The sequence below is a fragment of the Saccharopolyspora erythraea genome, assembly GCF_018141105.1.
GTDB classification, from domain to species: Bacteria; Actinomycetota; Actinomycetes; order Mycobacteriales; family Pseudonocardiaceae; genus Saccharopolyspora_D; species Saccharopolyspora_D erythraea_A.
Genome location: NZ_CP054839.1, coordinates 233,546 through 250,382 on the forward strand (window position 1 = coordinate 233,546; position 16,837 = coordinate 250,382).

A 16,837-nucleotide genomic window follows, 5' to 3' on the forward strand; every position below is an offset into this window, starting at 1 on the left:
GGGCGGGGTACCCCGCATTTCTCGCCTGAGCCCGCGGAAACCGCGTCCGCGAGTGAAACTACGAACGTGAGAACCGGCGGCCTGAGCCCGAGCAGCATGGAGTCCCGATGAAGTGCACCGTCCTCGCCGTGTCCGCAGTGGTCGTCGCGACGGCATCGGCCGCCGCGCCCGCGGTCGCGTCTCCCGAGCCCGCCGACGTCCCCGGCCTGGTGCGCTTCGCCACCTTCAACGCCTCGCTCAACCGCGCCACCGAAGGCGAGCTGCTGGCGGACCTGTCCACACCGGACGACGAGCAGGCGCGCAAGGTCGCCGAGGTCGTGCAGCGCAACCGGCCCGACGTGGTGCTGCTCAACGAGTTCGACTTCGTGCCCGGCGGCGCGGCCGTCGACGCGTTCCGCGCCAACTACCTCGCCGTCGGCCACAACGGCGCGCAGCCCATCGACTACCCCTACGCCTACACCGCGCCGGTCAACACGGGTGTGCCGTCGGGGATGGACCTGGACAACGACGGCAGGACCGGCGGCCCCGGCGACGCGTACGGATTCGGCCAGTTCCCCGGCCAGTACGGGATGGTGGTGCTGTCCAAGCACCCGATCGGCGATGTCCGCACGTTCCAGCACTTCCGGTGGACCGACATGCCCGGCGCCATGATGCCCGACGACCCGGCCACGCCCGAGCCCGCCGACTGGTACTCGCCGCAGGAGAAGCAGGCGCTTCGGCTGTCGTCGAAGTCGCACTGGGACCTGCCGATCCACGTCGGCGGCCGGACCGTGCACCTGCTGGCCTCGCACCCGACGCCGCCGAGCTTCGACGGTCCCGAGGACCGCAACGGTGTGCGCAACCACGACGAGATCCGCTTCTGGGCCGACTACGTAGCCGGCGCCGGCTACGTCTACGACGACGCCGGCCGCACCGGCGGCCTCGAACGCGGCGCCCCCTTCGTCATCGCAGGCGATCAGAACGCCGACGCGAACGACGGCGACAGCGCCGACCGCGCGGCCACGCAACTGCTGAACGCGCAGCGCGTCATCGACCCCCTACCGGGCAGCTTCGGGGCGGTCGAAGCGGCGCGGAACCAGGGCGGCGCCAACACCGGTCACCGCGGAGCGCCGTACTTCGACACCGCCGACTTCGGCGACCAGAGCCCGGGCAACCTGCGGGTGGACTACGTGCTGCCGTCGCTGCCGCTGGTCCCGCTGCGCAGCGGCGTGTTCTGGCCGGGCACCCACGACGAGCTGTCCCGGCTCAACGACACCTCCGACCACCACCTGGTCTGGGTCGACGTGCTGGCCGCCTACCACGACTGACGCGCGGCTCATCGCCTGTCTTCGAACTAGCCTTGCGTGGCGGCGCGTGTAGCGGTGCCGGTTGCGCGGGTGGGCCAAACGGCTTCGCCGCCTCACAGATCGAGGACAGCCACTCAGTCCAGCGCGCGCCGCAGGAAGAAGCGGACGCCCAGCACGCCGAACAGCAGCGTCGCCGCCACCAGCGCGAGCACGCAGATCCACGGCGCGATGTGCGGAACGTCCGGCAGCAGCGCGCCGCGCATCCCCTCGCTGAGGTAGGTCAGCGGGTTGAACGCGCACAACACCTGGAACCAGCGGAGCTGGTCGAGCTGCGCCCACGGGAACTGCGTCGCGCCGGTGAACATCAGCGGTGCCAGGATCACCGCGAACATGATGTTGATGCGCCGGGGCGGCACGGCGGCACCCACCGTCAGGCCGACGGCGGCGCCGGACAGCGACCCGAGCAGCATGCACAGGACCGCGAACGGGAGTCCGGCGAGGTCCCACGCCACGGTGCCGAACATCAGGATGCCGATCGGGACCATCAGCAGCGCCGCGAACAACCCGCGCATCGCCCCGAACAGCATCTTCTCCACCGCGACCAGGCTGATCGGCAGCGGAGCCAGCAGCCGGTCCTCGATCTCCCGCGAGAACGAGAAGTCCAGCACCAGCGGGAACGACGTGTTCTGCAGCGACACCAGGAACGCGTTGAGCGCGATCATCCCCGGCAGCAGGATCTGCTCGTATCCGGGCTGGGTGTAGCCGAGCTGGCCGAGCACGGTGCCGAAGATGAACAGCATCGCGACCGGCTGCACCAGCACCTGCGCCATGAAGCTGGGAAGCTCCCGCCCGGTGACGAAGACGTCGCGGCCCAGGACCGCGGTGAACGCGCGGACGGAGGTCATCGCAGTTCTCTCCCGGTGAGTTCGATGAACACGTCTTCCAGCGTCGCCGACCCCGGCGACAGGTCGATGATCGGAACCTGCCGCTGGTGCAGGGCCTGGGCGACCGGTCCCAGCAACGCCGACGGCTCGCCCTCGACGTACAGCCGCATCCGCAGCTCCGGCTCGGCCTCGGCGGTCTGGCCCGCGCTGACCGACTCCACCCGCTCGACTCCGCGCACCGCGCACAACAGCTCGGACAGCTCGTGCTCGTCGACACCGGCCGACAGCACCGTCACGGCGAGCGTGCCGCTGCCGGGCAGCGACTTGATCAGCTTCTCCGGTGTGTCCAGCGTGAGCAGCTTGCCGTGGTCGACGATGCCGACGCGGTCGGAGAGCTTCTCCGCCTCGTCCATGTCGTGCGTGGTCAGCACCACGGTCACGCCGCCGGCGCGCAGCTCGGTGACGCGGTCGTGGACGAACAGGCGGGCCTGCGGGTCCAGCCCGGTCGACGGTTCGTCCAGGAACAGCACCTCGGGGCGGTGGATCAGCGCGCGGGCGATCATCAGCCGCTGGGCCTGACCGCCGGAGAGGTCGTCGACCCTGGCCTTCGCCTTGCCCGCCAGGCCCATCCGCTCCAGCAGCTCGTCGGCGAGCCGGTGCCGCTCGGCCCGGCCGACGCCGTGGTAGTTGGCGTGCCAGACCAGGTTCTGCCGGGCGTTGAGCGAGCGGTCCAGGTTGACCCGCTGCGGGACGACGGCGACCTTGCTGCGGGCGGCGACCGGATCGGTGGCGACGTCGATCCCGGCGACCCGCGCGGTACCGCTGGTCAGCAGGACCCGGGTGGTGAGGATCCCCACGGTGGTGGTCTTGCCCGCGCCGTTCGGCCCGAGCAGTCCGAAGACCTCGCCGGGGGTGACCTCGAAGCTCAGCCCGTCGACGGCGTTGGACGCGCTCTTCGGGTACTTCTTGACCAGGTCGACCACTTCAACCGCAGAAGTCACTGCTGCCCTCTCTCGCTTCGGACGCTTCCACCGCGTCGAGCCCCTCCAGGATCGTGAGCAGGTAGGTGCGGATCACGGCCTCCTCCTCCGGCGTCGTCGGCGGGGTGATCGCGCGGAACCGCGCGCTGACCCCCTCCAACGCCTCGCGCAGCGCCTGCCTTCCCGCGGCGGTGATGCACAGCCGGACGGCCCGCCGGTCGCTGGTGTCGCGCTCCCTGCTCAACAGGCCGTCGGCCTCGAGCGCGTCCACGACCGGTGTGAGCGTCGCCGGGCGGACCCAGCAGTGCCGCGCGACGTCGCGGTGGGTGAGGCCGTCGTGCTCGGCGAGCGCGGTCAGCGCGGTCAGCGCCGTCCCGCTCAGCGGGGTGTGCGCGGTGACGGCCTGGTGCCAGTGCCTGCCGATCCGCTGGCCGGTGAGCGCGACCAGCCGCCCCAGCGGCATCCGCTCGGGATCCGGTTCCAGCAGGCCGGTCACCCCACGATCGTAGTCAGCAGGAACAGTTAGTCGGCAAATCATTTTCGCGTGGACGGAATCATCCGTTCTGATGTAGCCGCCTTGTAGCCTGAACGAGTGAAGAACGTGACCGACGCTGAAGTCAGTTGGCTGGACGGCTGCGAGATGGCCGCGTGGCGCTCCTACATCGTCGGCAGCGCCCTGCTCGAGCATCGGCTCAACCGCGAGCTCCAGGCGGCCCATGGACTCTCGATCGCCGACTACGAGATCCTCGTCAGGCTGTCCGAGCGGCCGGGCATGCGGATGCGGATGAGCGAGCTCGCCACCGAGGTGGCGCACTCCAAGAGCCGCATCTCACACCAGATCCGGCGCCTTGAAGCGGAGGAGCTGGTGCGCCGCGAGGACTGCCCGAGCGACGGCAGGGGTGTCTTCGCGATGCTCACCGAAGCGGGCGAGCGCAGGCTGCGCGAGGCCGCTCCGACCCACGTCGCGGGCGTGCGCGAGCACATGATCGACCATATCGACCCGGAGGACCAGGAGGTCCTCGCCAAGGTCTTCGGGAAGCTCACCGCGCGCCTGCGCAGCACTGACACCTGACACATCCCGGCTGTTTCCGGACACGCCCGATTGGCTACGCTGCGGCGTTGGAAGCGTGGCAGAGCGGCCGAATGCACTCGCCTTGAAAGCGAGCGTGCCGAAAGGCACCGGGGGTTCGAATCCCCCCGCTTCCGCAGCCGTGAACAGCAGGAACGGAGCCCGGCGAGGATCGTCCTCGCCGGGCTCCGCTGCCTCTGGGCTCAGTTCTCGTCTCAGTCGAGGGTCGGACGTGCGAGCCGGCTGGAAACGTCGTCCTCGACGTTGACATGGTGATCGTGGCGTTCTAACGTCGTCAACGTCCAGGACAACGTTGGAGAGATGGGTGCTGTCATGAGCGTTCCAGTGCGGTACCTCGGAGCGTCCGGCCTCGCCGGGCGTCTCGGCGTGTCCCGATCAGCGGTGGCCAAGTGGCGCGAACGCCACGGACCGGACTCCCCGCACCCGTTCCCCGTGCCGGACGTCGAGATCGACGGGGTGCCGGGTTGGCGGCCGGCACGTGTGTCCGAAGTGGAGCACTGGCGTGCGGATCTGCCGGGCCGCGGAGCCGGCGGCGGACGACCGTCGGCCGCCGAACGCGAGTACTTGCGTGCGGCTCAGTCGCGGGGTGTGAGCCGGGACGAGGCGAGGCGCGTGGCCGATGCCATCGAGGAGGAACGTCCGGAGATGAGACGGCCGGAGATCTACGCGTGGTTGTTGGCCATGTGGCGGGAAGACTAGAAGCACGGTGGTCCTCGCGCGCGGGTCTGTTGCGAGAGCGGGTCGGGGGCGGTTACTCGCCGGCGGCGGATGCGCACACGTGCGTTTCGGATACACGCGTGCAACCGGCGTGCGAGGCTCGCCTGGATGTCGATCAGCTGGCGCTGATCACTGCGGCTTGGTTCGCCGTGACGTTCGTGGGTCTGTCGGCGCAGCTGCCGGTGGTAGCGATCCAGACCTGGCAGCAGGTCTGCTGTTGCGTCAGCCTGCCCGCGGCGGTGGGAGCCGTCGGCGCGGGGGGAAGCCGTCAGACGGCGCGGAACTGGCTGCGCAGCCTGCAGTTCCGCTTCACTCCGCCGGACTCCCGCACCAGTTCATCGGTAGCCGACGCGCGGAGGCTCGCCCGCCTCTCCTGAGGGCGGCAAGCTTGTCCGGCGGCGCGGGCGCTGCCGGATGAAGCACACCGGATGTGCTTTCTATCGCGTGTGCAAGAACGCGTTCATCGTCTCTTGCCGTTGCCGGGTATCGGCAATCGGGTCGACCCTGTCGGCCGTGAGTACTGGTCCACGCGTCTGGATCTGAGCGGAGAAGCATCCGCGGTCCAGCGCCATTCCCGTCACCGTGCGCGTCTGTGCAATGCGCGGATCTTGCGGCATGGTGGGTACCGAGGGTGCCGCCTTCCGCCGTCTGACGTGCGACGTTCGTCCGAGCGGTACGGGCCGGACGACCCGGCGGATGCCGGAGATTGGACGCATCGGGACGCATTCCGGTTTCATCGGATTCGATTTCGATATGCACTTGTCGTATGCTCGTCGAGGAGTTCCTCGGGGCTCATTATCTGATCTCAGGTGCAGTATTTACAATCCCTGGATCAGTTGCATTCAGAAATTGCGTCCCGTCTTCCGGATGTGGCAGTCTTTCACCCGTTCGTGTTCCCCCTGATCTTGTGCGAGGAAAATTGAAAAGGCTGATCGCGCCTGTTGCGGTCGCGTTGCTGCTCGGGCTGACCGGATGCGCCGGTTCGAACGGCGCCGACACCATTGCCCCGGCTGACGTCGCGGGCGAGAACAGCGGCGAAACCCAGAACCAGCAGTCCGCGGGCGAGGAGCAGGCCTCCACCGGCTCCGGCACCGTGAAGTTCGGCGAATCCGTCGAGTTCGCGCCCGAGGCGGACACCACCCTCAAGGTCACCCTCAAGGCGCCGACCGACCAGAGCGCCCTGGAGACGATGGTCCCGGCCGAGGGCAAGTACGTCTACATCGACGCCGAGGCCGTCCTGACCGACGGCATCATGGGCGTCGTCAGCGGTGACGAGTTCACCCTGATCGACGCCAAGGGCAACCGCTACGAGCAGGCGGCGGCGACCCTCGACGACATGTTCCTGGAGATGCTCGCCCCCAACGGCGAACCGGGCACCGGCGTGATCGTCTACGACGTGCCCGAGGGCACCGACCTCTCGTCGCTCAAGGTCGAGTGGGAGGCCACCGACAGCAGCGACAAGCCGGTCGGCATCGGCGGCACCTGGACCGCCTGAGCTCCTGGACCGCCTTGAGCGTCCGCGCGGATGCGCGGCGCTCGGCCGCGGCGGATCCGTCCGCCTGAGCCGTCGCCGGCAACCGGCTTCCGGACCGGGTCGTCTTTCCCTGAGAATGGGGAGGGCGGCCCGGTCCGTCGTATTCGAAGCTTGTTCTCGCGATCACTCGGACGAATTAAAAACTACACCCTTGCGGGTGATCAGATAGAACCAGGCGCGGTTAACATCATTCTGTTTCCGCTGGTCAGAGTGGTTTCGGTCTCGATCTTCCCGACTCGCCGTTCACCGGTCATGGCCGAAGACCGGGTTAGTGTCCCTGCGGCACCGGACCCCGCGTGGTCCGTTGCGACCGCCGAACGGATTCCCCGGGTTCCTTCCGGGACGCCGCTGACGTCACCGGGACAGGAGTCGATGATGAGATCTCGCGGAATTCGATCACCAACGATCGATTTCCGGCGCGCCGCCACCGCCGTGCTCGGCGCGCTGGTGCTGACCGCCTGCGGGGGCCAGCCCCAGCTGCCGGGCACCCCGCCTCCGCTGGTGATGGTGCCCGACACGATCGCCGCGCACGAGTTGGCCGCGCTCCCGGAATCCACCACGTTCGGCGATCTCGCCGCCGCCCCCTCGGACCCGGCACCCCAGTCGGAGACGACGGGTGTGGTGGTGCGTGCCAAGCAGGACCTGGCGGTGTACGACGCACCGCACGGCCGGGCTTTCGCCCGGCTGCCCGCGACCCAGCTCGCGAATCCGACCTGGGTCCCGGCCATCGCCGAGCGCGAGGGCTGGGCGCAGGTCCTGCTGCCCTCCCGGCCGAACGGCTCCACGGGATGGGTGTGGCTGGGCAGTCCGGAACGGACCGAGAAGGCGCGGTCGCCCTACGTCGTCGTCGTCGATGTCGACCAGCGGCGGCTGGTGCTCCGGGAGAACGGCGCCGAGACCGCCTCCTGGGACGTCAGCGTGGGCGCGCCGGCTTCGCCGACCCCGCGCGGGCGCACCTTCATCATGGCCGCCATCGAGGAGACCGTGACCAAGTACAGCCCGATCATCCTGCCTCTCGGCACGCATTCGGAGACGTTCAGCACCTACGGCGGCGGCCCCGGAACGGTGGCGCTGCACGGTTGGCCGGACGCGTCGGTGTTCGGCCAGGACCGCAGCGACGGGTGCGTGCGGGTGCCCCCGGACGCACTGCGGACGTTGACGTCGTTACCGCTCGGCACGCTCGTGCTCCTGCGGTGAACAACGAGAAATCCCCCTCCAAACCGGTAATCGAAGGAAGTGCACATGCGTAAGCGATTCCTGCTCGGTGCGGTCGCCCTGAGCTCCGGGCTGCTGGCCTCCGCGAGCCCGGCTCTCGCCGACAGCGCCGACAACGACGGCGTCAACGTCGCCAACGACAACAACATCAGCGTGTTGCCGATCCAGCTCTGCGGGAACGACATCGCGGTCGTCGGTGCGGTCGTGAAGGCCCTGTCCGTGACGAACACGCAGTGCGTGAACGCACCGATCGTGGACCACCCGAGCCAGGAGACCGGCGACGTCAACGTGGTCGTGCCGCACAAGCCCAAGCCGGAGCACGAGCACCACAAGCCCAAGCCCAAGCCGGAGTTCCCGTGCGCGGTCAAGCCCCCGTTCCTGCCGGGCCAGCTGCCGTGCGCCCCGGTCGCTCCCGGCCCGGCCGCCCCGGCGGCCCCGGGTGCCGTGAGCCCGGTGTCGCAGGCCCAGCCGCAGGTCCAGGCCGCGGCGCTGCCGACCGCGCCTGCCCCGTCCGCGGTGCTGGGCCACGTCGCGGTGACCGGCTGACCGCGTTGCGGCACGGGTGAAAAAGATCAGTCGCTCGATTCGATCTTCCACCCGAACGGGCAGAGTTCTGCTCCGTGGATGGCGTGATTTCCTTGCATGGCACTAAATTCGCGTGCTGCGTAGGTCACTGCGCGCTCCACGTGGCCGTTGTCGGATCAGGACGGCCACAACCCCCGCGGTGGTGTTCCGGCGAAGTACTCCCCCTCTCTTCGCCGGACACCACCGTGTGAGATCTCCCACTCCTCGCACGTACCGGCGAGGAGCGGCACCTTCTTCGCGGCGTAGCCTCCCCGCCCGGGGTCGCGGCATGGTCAGGCTGTCCCTGGTGCAACCAGGATCACTTGCGGCGGCCAGGAGCGAACGCGGCGAAAGAGACACCATGCCGGGCAACGGGCTACTGCGCACGAAGTCGATCGAGCAGTCGATTCGTGACACCGACGAACCCAACTCCAAGCTGAAGAAGTCGCTGGGCGCCTTCGACCTCACGGTCTTCGGCGTGGCGGTCGTCGTCGGTGCGGGCATCTTCAGCGTGGCGGCCAGCACGGCGGGCAACATGGCCGGGCCGTCGGTGTCGCTGGCGTTCATCATGGCCGCGGTCACCTGCGGACTCGCAGCGCTCTGCTACGCCGAGTTCGCCTCCACCGTCCCGGTGGCCGGCAGCGCCTACACCTTCTCCTACGCGACGTTCGGCGAGCTGATCGCCTGGATCATCGGCTGGGACCTGGTGCTGGAGTTCGCCGTCGCCGCGTCGGTGATCTCCAAGAGCTGGTCCTCCTACCTGGCCGAGGTGCTGGGACTGGCCGGAGCCGACCTGTCGCCGGTCACCACCGTCGGACCGGTGACCGTGGACTGGGGCGCGATGTTCATCGCCGGCCTGATCACGGTGCTGCTCGTTGCGGGCACGAAGCTGTCGTCGCGGGTCAACCAGGTCATCACCGCGATCAAGGTGACCGTGGTGCTGGTGGTCATCGTCGTCGGCATCGGCTACGTCGACTCCGGGAACTACACGCCGTTCATCCCGCCCGCGGCGCCGTCGGCCGGCGCCGACGCCGGCGCCACCGGGCTCGACCAGTCGCTGCTGTCGGTGCTGTTCGGCGGGGCCGGCAGCACCTACGGCATGTTCGGTCTGCTCGCGGCCGCTTCGACGGTGTTCTTCGCGTTCATCGGCTTCGACATCGTGGCCACCGCCGCCGAGGAGACCCGCGACCCCAAGCGGGACATGCCCCGCGGCATCCTCGGTTCGCTGGTGATCGTGACGGTCCTCTACGTCGCGGTGTCGCTGGTGGTGACCGGTATGAGCCACTACACGACGCTCAAGGACCGCCCGGACGGCAGCTCGGCGACGCTGGCGACGGCGTTCGCCGACCACGGCGTCACGTGGGTCGCCGGGTTCATCTCGGTGGCCGCCATGATCGGCCTGATGACCGTGGTCATGGTGCTGATCATGGGCCAGAGCCGGGTGCTCTTCGCGATGTCGCGGGACGGGCTGCTGCCGAAGGCGGCGTCGAAGACCAGCGAGCGCGGCACGCCTGCCCGCGCGACCGCTTTCGTCGGCGTGGTCGTCGCCCTGGTCTCGGGCCTGTTCGACACCAACGTGCTGGCCGAGCTGGTCAACGTGGGCACGCTGTTCGCCTTCGCCATGGTGTCGGTCGGTGTCATCGTGCTGCGGCGGACCCGGCCGGACCTGGAACGCGGGTTCCGGACGCCCTTCGTGCCGGTGGTGCCGGTGCTCGCGGTGCTCGCCTGCCTGTGGCTGATGATCAACCTGACCGTGTTCACGTGGGTGTGGTTCTTCATCTGGCTGGTGCTGGGGCTGGCGGTGTACTTCGCGTACGGGCGCAGGCATTCGGTTCTGGGCAGGCGCCTGGTGGAGGCCGGGCGAGAGGAGCAGCCGGCCCGCGCGCGCTGACGTCGCAGTGGACTGCAGATGTGGCTGAGGCCGAGCCGGCGGAGGAGCACCGCGTGGATCGAGCCGGGGCCGCACTCCCGGCCCGATCCACGTCGCGGGCTCAGGCCACGGCGAGTGCCCTGGCGATCTGGGTGGTCCGCTTCGCGGCGGTCTGCCAGTCGGTCTTCTCGGGCTCGAGGGTCAGCAGCACGACGATCTTGTCGCCGTCCTCGACGGTGCCGGTGGTGTGCATCGCCGGTCGCTTGAGGTCGATGTCCGGCGCGCCGTCGGGGTCCTCACCGGGCGCGATCTGGCGGGCCCGCGCCACCTCGGGGGAGCTCAGCACCCTCGCGGTCGTCGCGGGGTCGTCGCTGGAGTCCTTGCATTCCTTACCGGGTTCCGGGGCGGCGCCGAATCCGGACCAGCCCTGTTTCACCGCGTCGGCGCCGGGGGCGTCGGCGAGCCCGAAGGACTGGTCGAAGCCGTCGTCAGCGCACCTGGTGTGCTTGCGCAGGTTGCCCATGATGAAGTCGCGGACCTCGGGCTCGGCGTCGTTGAGGACGTACTGGTAGGTCTTGGCCACGTCGGAGGCGCTGATGGCCGTGTAGCCCCACGTGCCTTCCTTCACGGGCGGTTGGGTGTCGTCGAGGTCGAGCTTGTCGGCCATCCGCTCGACGATCGCCTTCTGGCCGCCGCGCACCCAGAACGTGCTGGCGGCGTCGTCGTTGCTGGAGCGCAGCATCGGCTGCAGCAGGGCCTTGTCCTCCGAGGGGATCTCGGCTCCCGGTTCCAGCCCCTCCAGGTAGTCCAGCGCGATGAGCAGCTTGACCACGGAAGCCGACCGGAACTGCTCGTGTTCGTTGCCCTCCAGGGTGGTCTCTCCTGACCGGGCGTCGACGACGGTGTATCCGAACGTGATGCCGGGGTCCACCTTCGGTGCCTGCGGAGCGGAGAGTGCCGGTGTCGCAGCAATCACCAGACTCGCGGTCGCAGCCGCTAAACCGGTGACAGCACGCATTGCTCTGTTCATGTGGTGCCCTGTCTTCTGTTTGCGTCGCGGACGTTCGTCACGACGAGAACGACGCTAGCAAGCGAAGATCATTCCTGGGCTGAGATCCGGAGTTCAGCCTCTTCGGGCAGATGTTCAGGTGCGGACGATCGCGCGGGTGAGCTCGGTGATGTGCTTCGCCGCGGTGTCCCAGTCGGTGTCGCCGGGATGCAGGGTCAGGACCGCGATGACGGTGCCGTCGTCGGCCGTGGTGCCCGTGGTGTGCATGGCGGGCCGCTTCAGGTCGATGCCGTCGCCGGAGCCGGTGTCGGTGCGCGTCCTGCTCCCGAATCCCGACCACCCCTGCTTCACTGCGCCGGCGTCGGGCAGTGCGCTGGGCAGTCCGAAGGACTGGTCGAAGCCGTCGTCGGCCCACTTCGTGTGGTTGCGCAGGTGCCCGAGCACGAACGCGCCGACGTCGTCCGGCGCGTCGTGCAGCAGGTGCAGGTAGACCCGGACGACGTCGGCCGCGCTGATGGCCGTGTATCCCCACATGCCCTCGTCCGCGGGCGGTTCGGTGTCCTGGAGGCCGAGCGCGGGCGCCATCCGCTCGATCACCGCCCGCTGGCCCGCTCGTTCCCACAGCGTGCTCGCCGCGTCGTCGTTGCTGGCCCGGAGCATGGGGCCGAGAAGAGCGCGGTCGCCGTCGGGGATGTCCCCGCCGGGGCCGAGCTCGAGCAGGTAGTCCAGCGCGATGAGGATCTTGACGATCGAGGCGGACCGGAAGCGCCGCCGCGGCTCCCGCTCGCGCAGCACCCGCCCCGAAGCGGCGTCGACGACCAGGTAGCCGGCGGTGATGTCGTCCATCGCAACCCCTCGATCGCGCGGGCACCGGCGCGCGTTCGCACGCCGGTGCCGACCATCGTCCTGACGACTACCGACGATAGGACCGCGCGGCCGCGAGGAAGGTGTCGTTCTCCTCCGGTCGCCCGATCGTGACGCGGGCGCCCTCGCCGACGAACGCGCGGACCACGACGCGGTTGTCCAGGCAGTGCTCGTTGAACTCCTGGGTGCGTTCGCCGAGCGGGAGCCACACGAAGTTCGCCTGCGTCTCCGGGACCTCGTAGCCGAGCCCGAGCAGCTCGTCGCGCACCCGCTGGCGCTCGGACATGACGCTGTCGCAGCGTTCCTTGAGCTCGTCCTGCGCCTCCAGCGACGCCACCGCCGCGGCCTGCGCGACCGCGTTGACGCTGAACGGGATGCACACCTTGCGCAGCGCCGCGGCGACGTGCTCGGGCGCGTAGGTGTAGCCGACGCGGAGCCCGGCCAGGCCGTAGGCCTTGGAGAAGGTCCGCATCGACGCGACGTTCTCGCGGGCGCGGGCGACCTCGACGCCGTCGGGCGCCTCGGGGTCGGAGACGAACTCCCAGTAGGCCTCGTCGAGCACCACGAGTACGTCGGAGGGAACCCGGTCCAGGAACGCCTCCAGCTCCGCGCGGCGCACGAGGGTCCCGGTGGGGTTGTTGGGCGAGCAGACGAACACCAACCGCGTCCTGGAGGTGATGGCCGAGGCCATCGCGTCGAGGTCCAGGGCGTGCTCGCCGGTCAGCGGCACCGGGATCTGCTTCGCGCCCACGACGCGCGTGATGATCGGGTACGCCTCGAACGAGCGCCACGGGAAGACGACCTCGTCCTCGGCCGAGCAGGTCGCCTGGACCAGCTGCTCGCACAGGGCCACCGAGCCGCAGCCCACGGCCAGCCGCTCGGGGGCGACGTGCAGCTTGGTCGCGAGGGCCTCGATCAGCTTGGTCGCACCCATGTCGGGGTAGCGGTGCACCTCCGCGGCGGCCCGGGTGATGGTCTCCACGACGCTGGGCAGCGGACCGGCGGAGACCTCGTTGCTGGCGAGCTTGATCGAGCCCGGGACGGTGCGACCTGCCACGTACGCCGGGAGCTGATCGAGGTCGGCGCGGGTGCGAACGGTCATTCGTGACTCCTTGCTTGCGGGCGGAGATGGCGCTCGGCCGAACCTAGCGCGCCGGCCGCCGGGGTTGAAACGCATTGTCGCCTGCTCGCCGATCCGGCGTGCTCTCCAGTTGGAAGGCCGGTGACGTGCTCGGACGACTGGACGCGCTCGGTACCGCGCAGCTCCGGGTCTCGAAGGCGCGGCGGCCTTCACCGTCCGCCACGTCTGCTGCTGGCATCGCTTGAACGTGATCGATCAGGGCATCCATCCGCCGCCCAGGACCTCCATCTGCGCGGTGCTCGCGGCGGGGGCCGATCGGGTGGAATTCGCCGCGGTGTGCGAAACGGCCGAACCGAGCGGCTCGACGCCGTCCAAGCACTCGCGGTCTCTTGAGGAAACCGGTCGCGTGGAGATCTGTGAGAAGACGTCCGCGCACGTGGTTGCGGTCGGCCAACCAAGTCCGCGGCTTTCTCCTCGGTCGGTTGGCAGCCCTTCGCGGCCTCGTCGAGAACGCTCCGGAACCGCTTGTCGCAGAGGGCAAAATCACTCGCCCGTCTGGTTGATCACGTTGACTGGCGTTCACCCCGGCGTGGTTACCTGCACGGTATGACCCAAACCCGGACCGAGACGCTCGCGCTCACCGACGGCACCGAACTCAGGCTCACCGTGGCCGAGCCGGACAACGTCGTACGCGGTGGACTGGTCGTCCTGCACGAGGCCCGCGGCGTCACGGACCGGGTGCGCCACCTGGTCAGCTCGCTGGCCGAGGAGGGCTGGCTCACCGTCGCCCCGCACCTCTACCACCGCGACGGCACCGACGAGTTCGGCGAGCAGCACACCGCCGAGCACGTGATCGACCAGGTCCAGCGCCTCTCCGGCGAGTCGATCCTGGCCGACACCGACGCCGCCTTCGTCTGGCTCGGCGACCAGGGCGTGCACCCGGAGCACCTGGGTGTGGTCGGCTTCGACATCGGCGGCACCGCGGCGCTGGTCGTGGCGGCCAGCCGCCGCCTCGGCGCCGCCGTGACCGTCGGCGGCCCCGGCATCCTGGACCCGTTGTCGGACGCGCTGCCCGCGCTGGTCGAGATCGCCGGCGAGCTGACCTGTCCGTGGCTCGGCCTCTACGGCGCGGGCGACGAGGTCATCGCGGTCGAGGAGGTCGACAAGCTGCGCGACGCCGCCGAGAGCGCGGAAGTGGCCACCGACGTCGTCTGCTACGACAACACCGACCACCGGTTCGACGACGACACCGAGGTCGCCTCCGAGGCGTGGCAGCGCACCCGGAACTGGTTCGACCTGCACCTGCGCTGATCGCGTGTCCGATAATCGGATGTGTTGGTGTCCGCTATGGCCGAGCGGGCCGGTTGTGGGTTAGGAACGACCCATGACTTCAAGCACCACTCCTGAGCTGCTGTGGCAGCCGAGCCCGGCGCGGATCGCGGAGAGCCGGATGGCTGCCTTCCGCACGTGGCTGCGCACCGAGCGAGATCTCGACCTGTCCGATTATCGGACGCTCTGGGAGTGGTCGGTCGCCGACCTCGAAGGCTTCTGGGGTGCGCTGGCGGAGTTCTTCCACGTCGCGTTCCACGATCGGCCGCAGCGCGTTCTGGCCGAGGAGGTCATGCCCGGCGCGCACTGGTTCCCTGGCGCGACGCTGAACTACGCCGAGCAGGCGCTGTGCGGCGGCGCGGGCAAGGCCGACGACGACCTGGCGGTCATCTTCGCCCGCGAGGACGGACGCGGCGAGGAGATCACCTTCGGCGAGCTGAGGGCCAGGGTCGCCGCCGCGCGTGCGGGGCTGGTCGAGCTCGGCGTCGAGCGTGGTGACCGGGTCGCGGCGCTGGCGCCGAACTCGCCGGAGACCCTGGTCGCCTTCCTGGCGGCGGCGAGCCTGGGGGCGACCTGGTCGTCGTGCTCGCCGGACTTCGGCCTGCGGGCGGTCGCCGACCGGTTCGTGCAGATCGAGCCGAAGGTGCTCATCGCGGTCAACGGCTACGTCTACGGCGGCCGGTCGTTCGACGTCCGCTCCACCGTCGACGAGCTGCGGGAGGCGATCCCAGGCTCCCCGGCGACCGTGCTGGTCGACTACCTGGGCAACGGCGCCGAACTGCCCGGCTGCGTCGGTTGGGAGGAGATGCTGGCAAGGCACCGCGGCGCCGAGCTGACCTTCGACGCGGTGCCCTTCGACCACCCGCTGTGGGTGCTGTACTCCTCGGGCACCACCGGCCTGCCCAAGGGCATCGTGCACGGCCACGGCGGCATGACCCTGGAGCACCTGAAGGCAGTCGGGCTGCACTGCGACCTCGGACCGGGAGACCGGTTCTTCTGGTTCACCACCACCGGCTGGATGATGTGGAACTTCCTGGTCGGCGGGCTGCTGACCGGCACCACGATCGTGCTGTTCGACGGCAGCCCGGCCCATCCGGACCTCAGCGCGCTGTGGCAGCTCGCGGAGCGCTACCGGGTCAACTACTTCGGAACCTCCGCGCCCTACATCCAGACCTGCCTGAAGCGGGAGCTGCGACCGAAGGACGACTACGACCTCTCGGCGCTGCACACCGTCGGCTCCACCGGCGCGCCGCTGACCACCGACGGCTTCCGCTGGGTCGCCGACGCGGTCGGCCGGGACGTGCAGATCGCCAGCGTCTCCGGCGGCACCGACATGTGCACGGCCTTCGTCGGGGCCTCGCCCGACGTGCCGGTGTACCTCGGTGAGATCTCCTGCCGCATGCTCGGGGCGGCGGTCGCCGCCTACGACGAGCACGGCCGGGAGCTGCACGAGGAGGTCGGCGAGCTGGTGGTGACCAAGCCGATGCCGACCATGCCGGTGTTCTTCTGGAACGACCCGGACGGTTCGCGGCTGCGCGACGCCTACTTCGACACCTACCCGGGTGTCTGGCGCCACGGCGACTGGGTGCGCGTCACCGACCGGGACACCCTGGTCATCTACGGGCGCAGCGACTCCACCCTGAACCGGGGCGGCATCCGGATGGGCACCGCGGAGTTCTACCGGGTCGTGGAGGGCTTCGACGAGGTCACCGACTCCCTGGTGATCGACACCTCCGGCGCGGGAGAGACCGACGGCGAGCTGCTGTGCTTCCTCGTCCTCGCCGAGGGGGTCGCCCTGGAGGACGTGCAGCCGAAGCTGAAGGAGGCCCTGCGCGGTCAGCTCTCGCCCCGGCACGTGCCGAACCGGTTCATCGTCGTGGGCGAGGTCCCGCACACCCTCAACGGCAAGAAGCTGGAGGTGCCGGTGAAGAAGATCCTCGCCGGCGCCGACCCGGAGCGGGCCGTCAGCCGCGACGCACTGCAGAACCCGGACGCCCTTACCCCGTTCGTGCAGATCAGCAGGCAGTCCGGAGCCTGATCGGCGGGTCCTGGGAGGGCCCACCGGGGCTTCCCGGGACCCGCAAGTGACCCCCCTGTGTCGGGCCGTTCGGGGGTTGTGTAGTCTTTTCTCCGGTGGCCGCGAGAAGGACTACCGGGAGGCTTCGCCTAGTCTGGTCTATGGCGCCGCACTGCTAATGCGGTTGGGGGTTACGCCCCCTCCCGGGTTCAAATCCCGGAGCCTCCGCAGCGGTTCCCGCCCCGGTGGGGATCCAAAAATGAACATGCGCCCGTAGCTCAACGGATAGAGCATCTGACTACGGATCAGAAGGTTTGGGGTTCGAATCCCTACGGGCGCGCGTCTGGTCGAGACAGCTGGTAACCCCCTCTAGCAGGGGGTTTCCTGCTTTTCGGGG

The 16,837-nt window shown here is 69.4% G+C and carries 16 protein-coding genes and 3 tRNA genes; 13 read left to right on the forward strand and 6 right to left on the reverse strand.

Annotated elements, in window-relative coordinates; all coding sequences use genetic code 11:
- Positions 1-107: 107 nt before the first annotated feature.
- A complete protein-coding gene (locus HUO13_RS01015; RefSeq protein WP_211899649.1) occupies positions 108-1,307 on the forward strand; it encodes an endonuclease/exonuclease/phosphatase family protein in 1,200 nt (399 codons plus the stop codon).
- A 113-nt stretch (positions 1,308-1,420) separates the two neighbouring features.
- On the opposite strand, the gene HUO13_RS01020 is transcribed toward HUO13_RS01015, so the two are convergent.
- The 3 genes from HUO13_RS01020 to HUO13_RS01030 are packed head-to-tail and all read right to left on the reverse strand — an operon-like array spanning position 1,421 to position 3,646.
- Positions 1,421-2,191 carry an ABC transporter permease gene (locus HUO13_RS01020; protein ID WP_211899650.1) on the reverse strand — a complete coding sequence of 257 codons (771 nt, stop codon included), beginning with the start codon at positions 2,189-2,191 and terminating at the stop codon, positions 1,421-1,423.
- Entirely contained in the window at positions 2,188-3,171 is a 984-nt protein-coding gene (locus HUO13_RS01025) for an ABC transporter ATP-binding protein (RefSeq protein ID WP_211899651.1), read from the reverse strand. Before HUO13_RS01025 ends, HUO13_RS01020 begins: the two co-directional genes overlap by 4 nt.
- Positions 3,155-3,646, reverse strand: coding sequence for a MarR family winged helix-turn-helix transcriptional regulator (locus tag HUO13_RS01030; protein WP_249124371.1), 492 nt, complete (start codon positions 3,644-3,646; stop codon positions 3,155-3,157). The genes HUO13_RS01025 and HUO13_RS01030 overlap by 17 nt, the downstream gene beginning before the upstream one ends.
- 96 nt (positions 3,647-3,742) lie before the next feature.
- On the opposite strand from HUO13_RS01030, the gene HUO13_RS01035 reads away from it, so the two are divergent.
- The 8 genes from HUO13_RS01035 to HUO13_RS01070 all read left to right on the forward strand — a co-directional run bounded on the left by HUO13_RS01035 (position 3,743) and on the right by HUO13_RS01070 (position 10,161).
- Positions 3,743-4,222 carry a MarR family winged helix-turn-helix transcriptional regulator gene (locus tag HUO13_RS01035; RefSeq protein ID WP_211899652.1) on the forward strand — a complete coding sequence of 160 codons (480 nt, stop codon included), beginning with the start codon at positions 3,743-3,745 and terminating at the stop codon, positions 4,220-4,222.
- A 49-nt stretch (positions 4,223-4,271) separates the two neighbouring features.
- Positions 4,272-4,356: transfer RNA gene (locus tag HUO13_RS01040), tRNA-Ser, on the forward strand.
- 196 nt (positions 4,357-4,552) lie between these two features.
- A complete protein-coding gene (locus tag HUO13_RS01045) occupies positions 4,553-4,939 on the forward strand; it encodes a hypothetical protein (protein WP_249124372.1) in 387 nt (128 codons plus the stop codon).
- Between the two features lie 98 nt (positions 4,940-5,037).
- A complete protein-coding gene (locus HUO13_RS01050; RefSeq protein ID WP_211899653.1) occupies positions 5,038-5,334 on the forward strand; it encodes a hypothetical protein in 297 nt (98 codons plus the stop codon).
- A gap of 542 nt (positions 5,335-5,876) precedes the next feature.
- Entirely contained in the window at positions 5,877-6,452 is a 576-nt protein-coding gene (locus HUO13_RS01055; RefSeq protein ID WP_211899654.1) for a hypothetical protein, read from the forward strand.
- Positions 6,453-6,863: 411 nt separating this feature from the next.
- Positions 6,864-7,688: a L,D-transpeptidase gene (locus HUO13_RS01060; protein ID WP_249124373.1), complete on the forward strand. Its 825-nt coding sequence runs from the start codon at positions 6,864-6,866 to the stop codon at positions 7,686-7,688.
- Positions 7,689-7,733: 45 nt separating this feature from the next.
- Positions 7,734-8,252: a hypothetical protein gene (locus tag HUO13_RS01065; protein ID WP_211899655.1), complete on the forward strand. Its 519-nt coding sequence runs from the start codon at positions 7,734-7,736 to the stop codon at positions 8,250-8,252.
- Between the two features lie 379 nt (positions 8,253-8,631).
- A complete protein-coding gene (locus HUO13_RS01070) occupies positions 8,632-10,161 on the forward strand; it encodes an amino acid permease (RefSeq protein WP_211899656.1) in 1,530 nt (509 codons plus the stop codon).
- Between the two features lie 100 nt (positions 10,162-10,261).
- Here HUO13_RS01070 and HUO13_RS01075 read toward each other — a convergent pair whose 3' ends face one another.
- The 3 genes from HUO13_RS01075 to hisC form a co-directional block, all read right to left on the reverse strand.
- Entirely contained in the window at positions 10,262-11,116 is an 855-nt protein-coding gene (locus tag HUO13_RS01075) for a hypothetical protein (RefSeq protein ID WP_432757815.1), read from the reverse strand.
- A 168-nt stretch (positions 11,117-11,284) separates the two neighbouring features.
- Positions 11,285-11,995 carry a hypothetical protein gene (locus HUO13_RS01080; protein ID WP_211899658.1) on the reverse strand — a complete coding sequence of 237 codons (711 nt, stop codon included), beginning with the start codon at positions 11,993-11,995 and terminating at the stop codon, positions 11,285-11,287.
- A gap of 67 nt (positions 11,996-12,062) precedes the next feature.
- Positions 12,063-13,115 (reverse strand): histidinol-phosphate transaminase, encoded by a 1,053-nt coding sequence (hisC, locus tag HUO13_RS01085; RefSeq protein WP_211899659.1) that lies wholly within the window; start codon positions 13,113-13,115, stop codon positions 12,063-12,065.
- Between the two features lie 585 nt (positions 13,116-13,700).
- On the opposite strand from hisC, the gene HUO13_RS01090 reads away from it, so the two are divergent.
- The 4 genes from HUO13_RS01090 (at position 13,701) to HUO13_RS01105 (ending at position 16,780) form a co-directional block, all read left to right on the forward strand.
- On the forward strand, positions 13,701-14,405 hold the full coding sequence (locus HUO13_RS01090; protein WP_211899660.1) for a dienelactone hydrolase family protein: 705 nt from the start codon (positions 13,701-13,703) through the stop codon (positions 14,403-14,405).
- 73 nt (positions 14,406-14,478) lie between these two features.
- Complete coding sequence (locus tag HUO13_RS01095; RefSeq protein ID WP_211899661.1) at positions 14,479-16,461, forward strand: acetoacetate--CoA ligase; 1,983 nt, start codon at positions 14,479-14,481, stop codon at positions 16,459-16,461.
- 117 nt (positions 16,462-16,578) lie between these two features.
- A tRNA-Ser gene (locus tag HUO13_RS01100) sits at positions 16,579-16,668 on the forward strand.
- Positions 16,669-16,707: 39 nt separating this feature from the next.
- Positions 16,708-16,780 (forward strand) — tRNA-Arg (locus tag HUO13_RS01105).
- Positions 16,781-16,837: the final 57 nt, after the last annotated feature.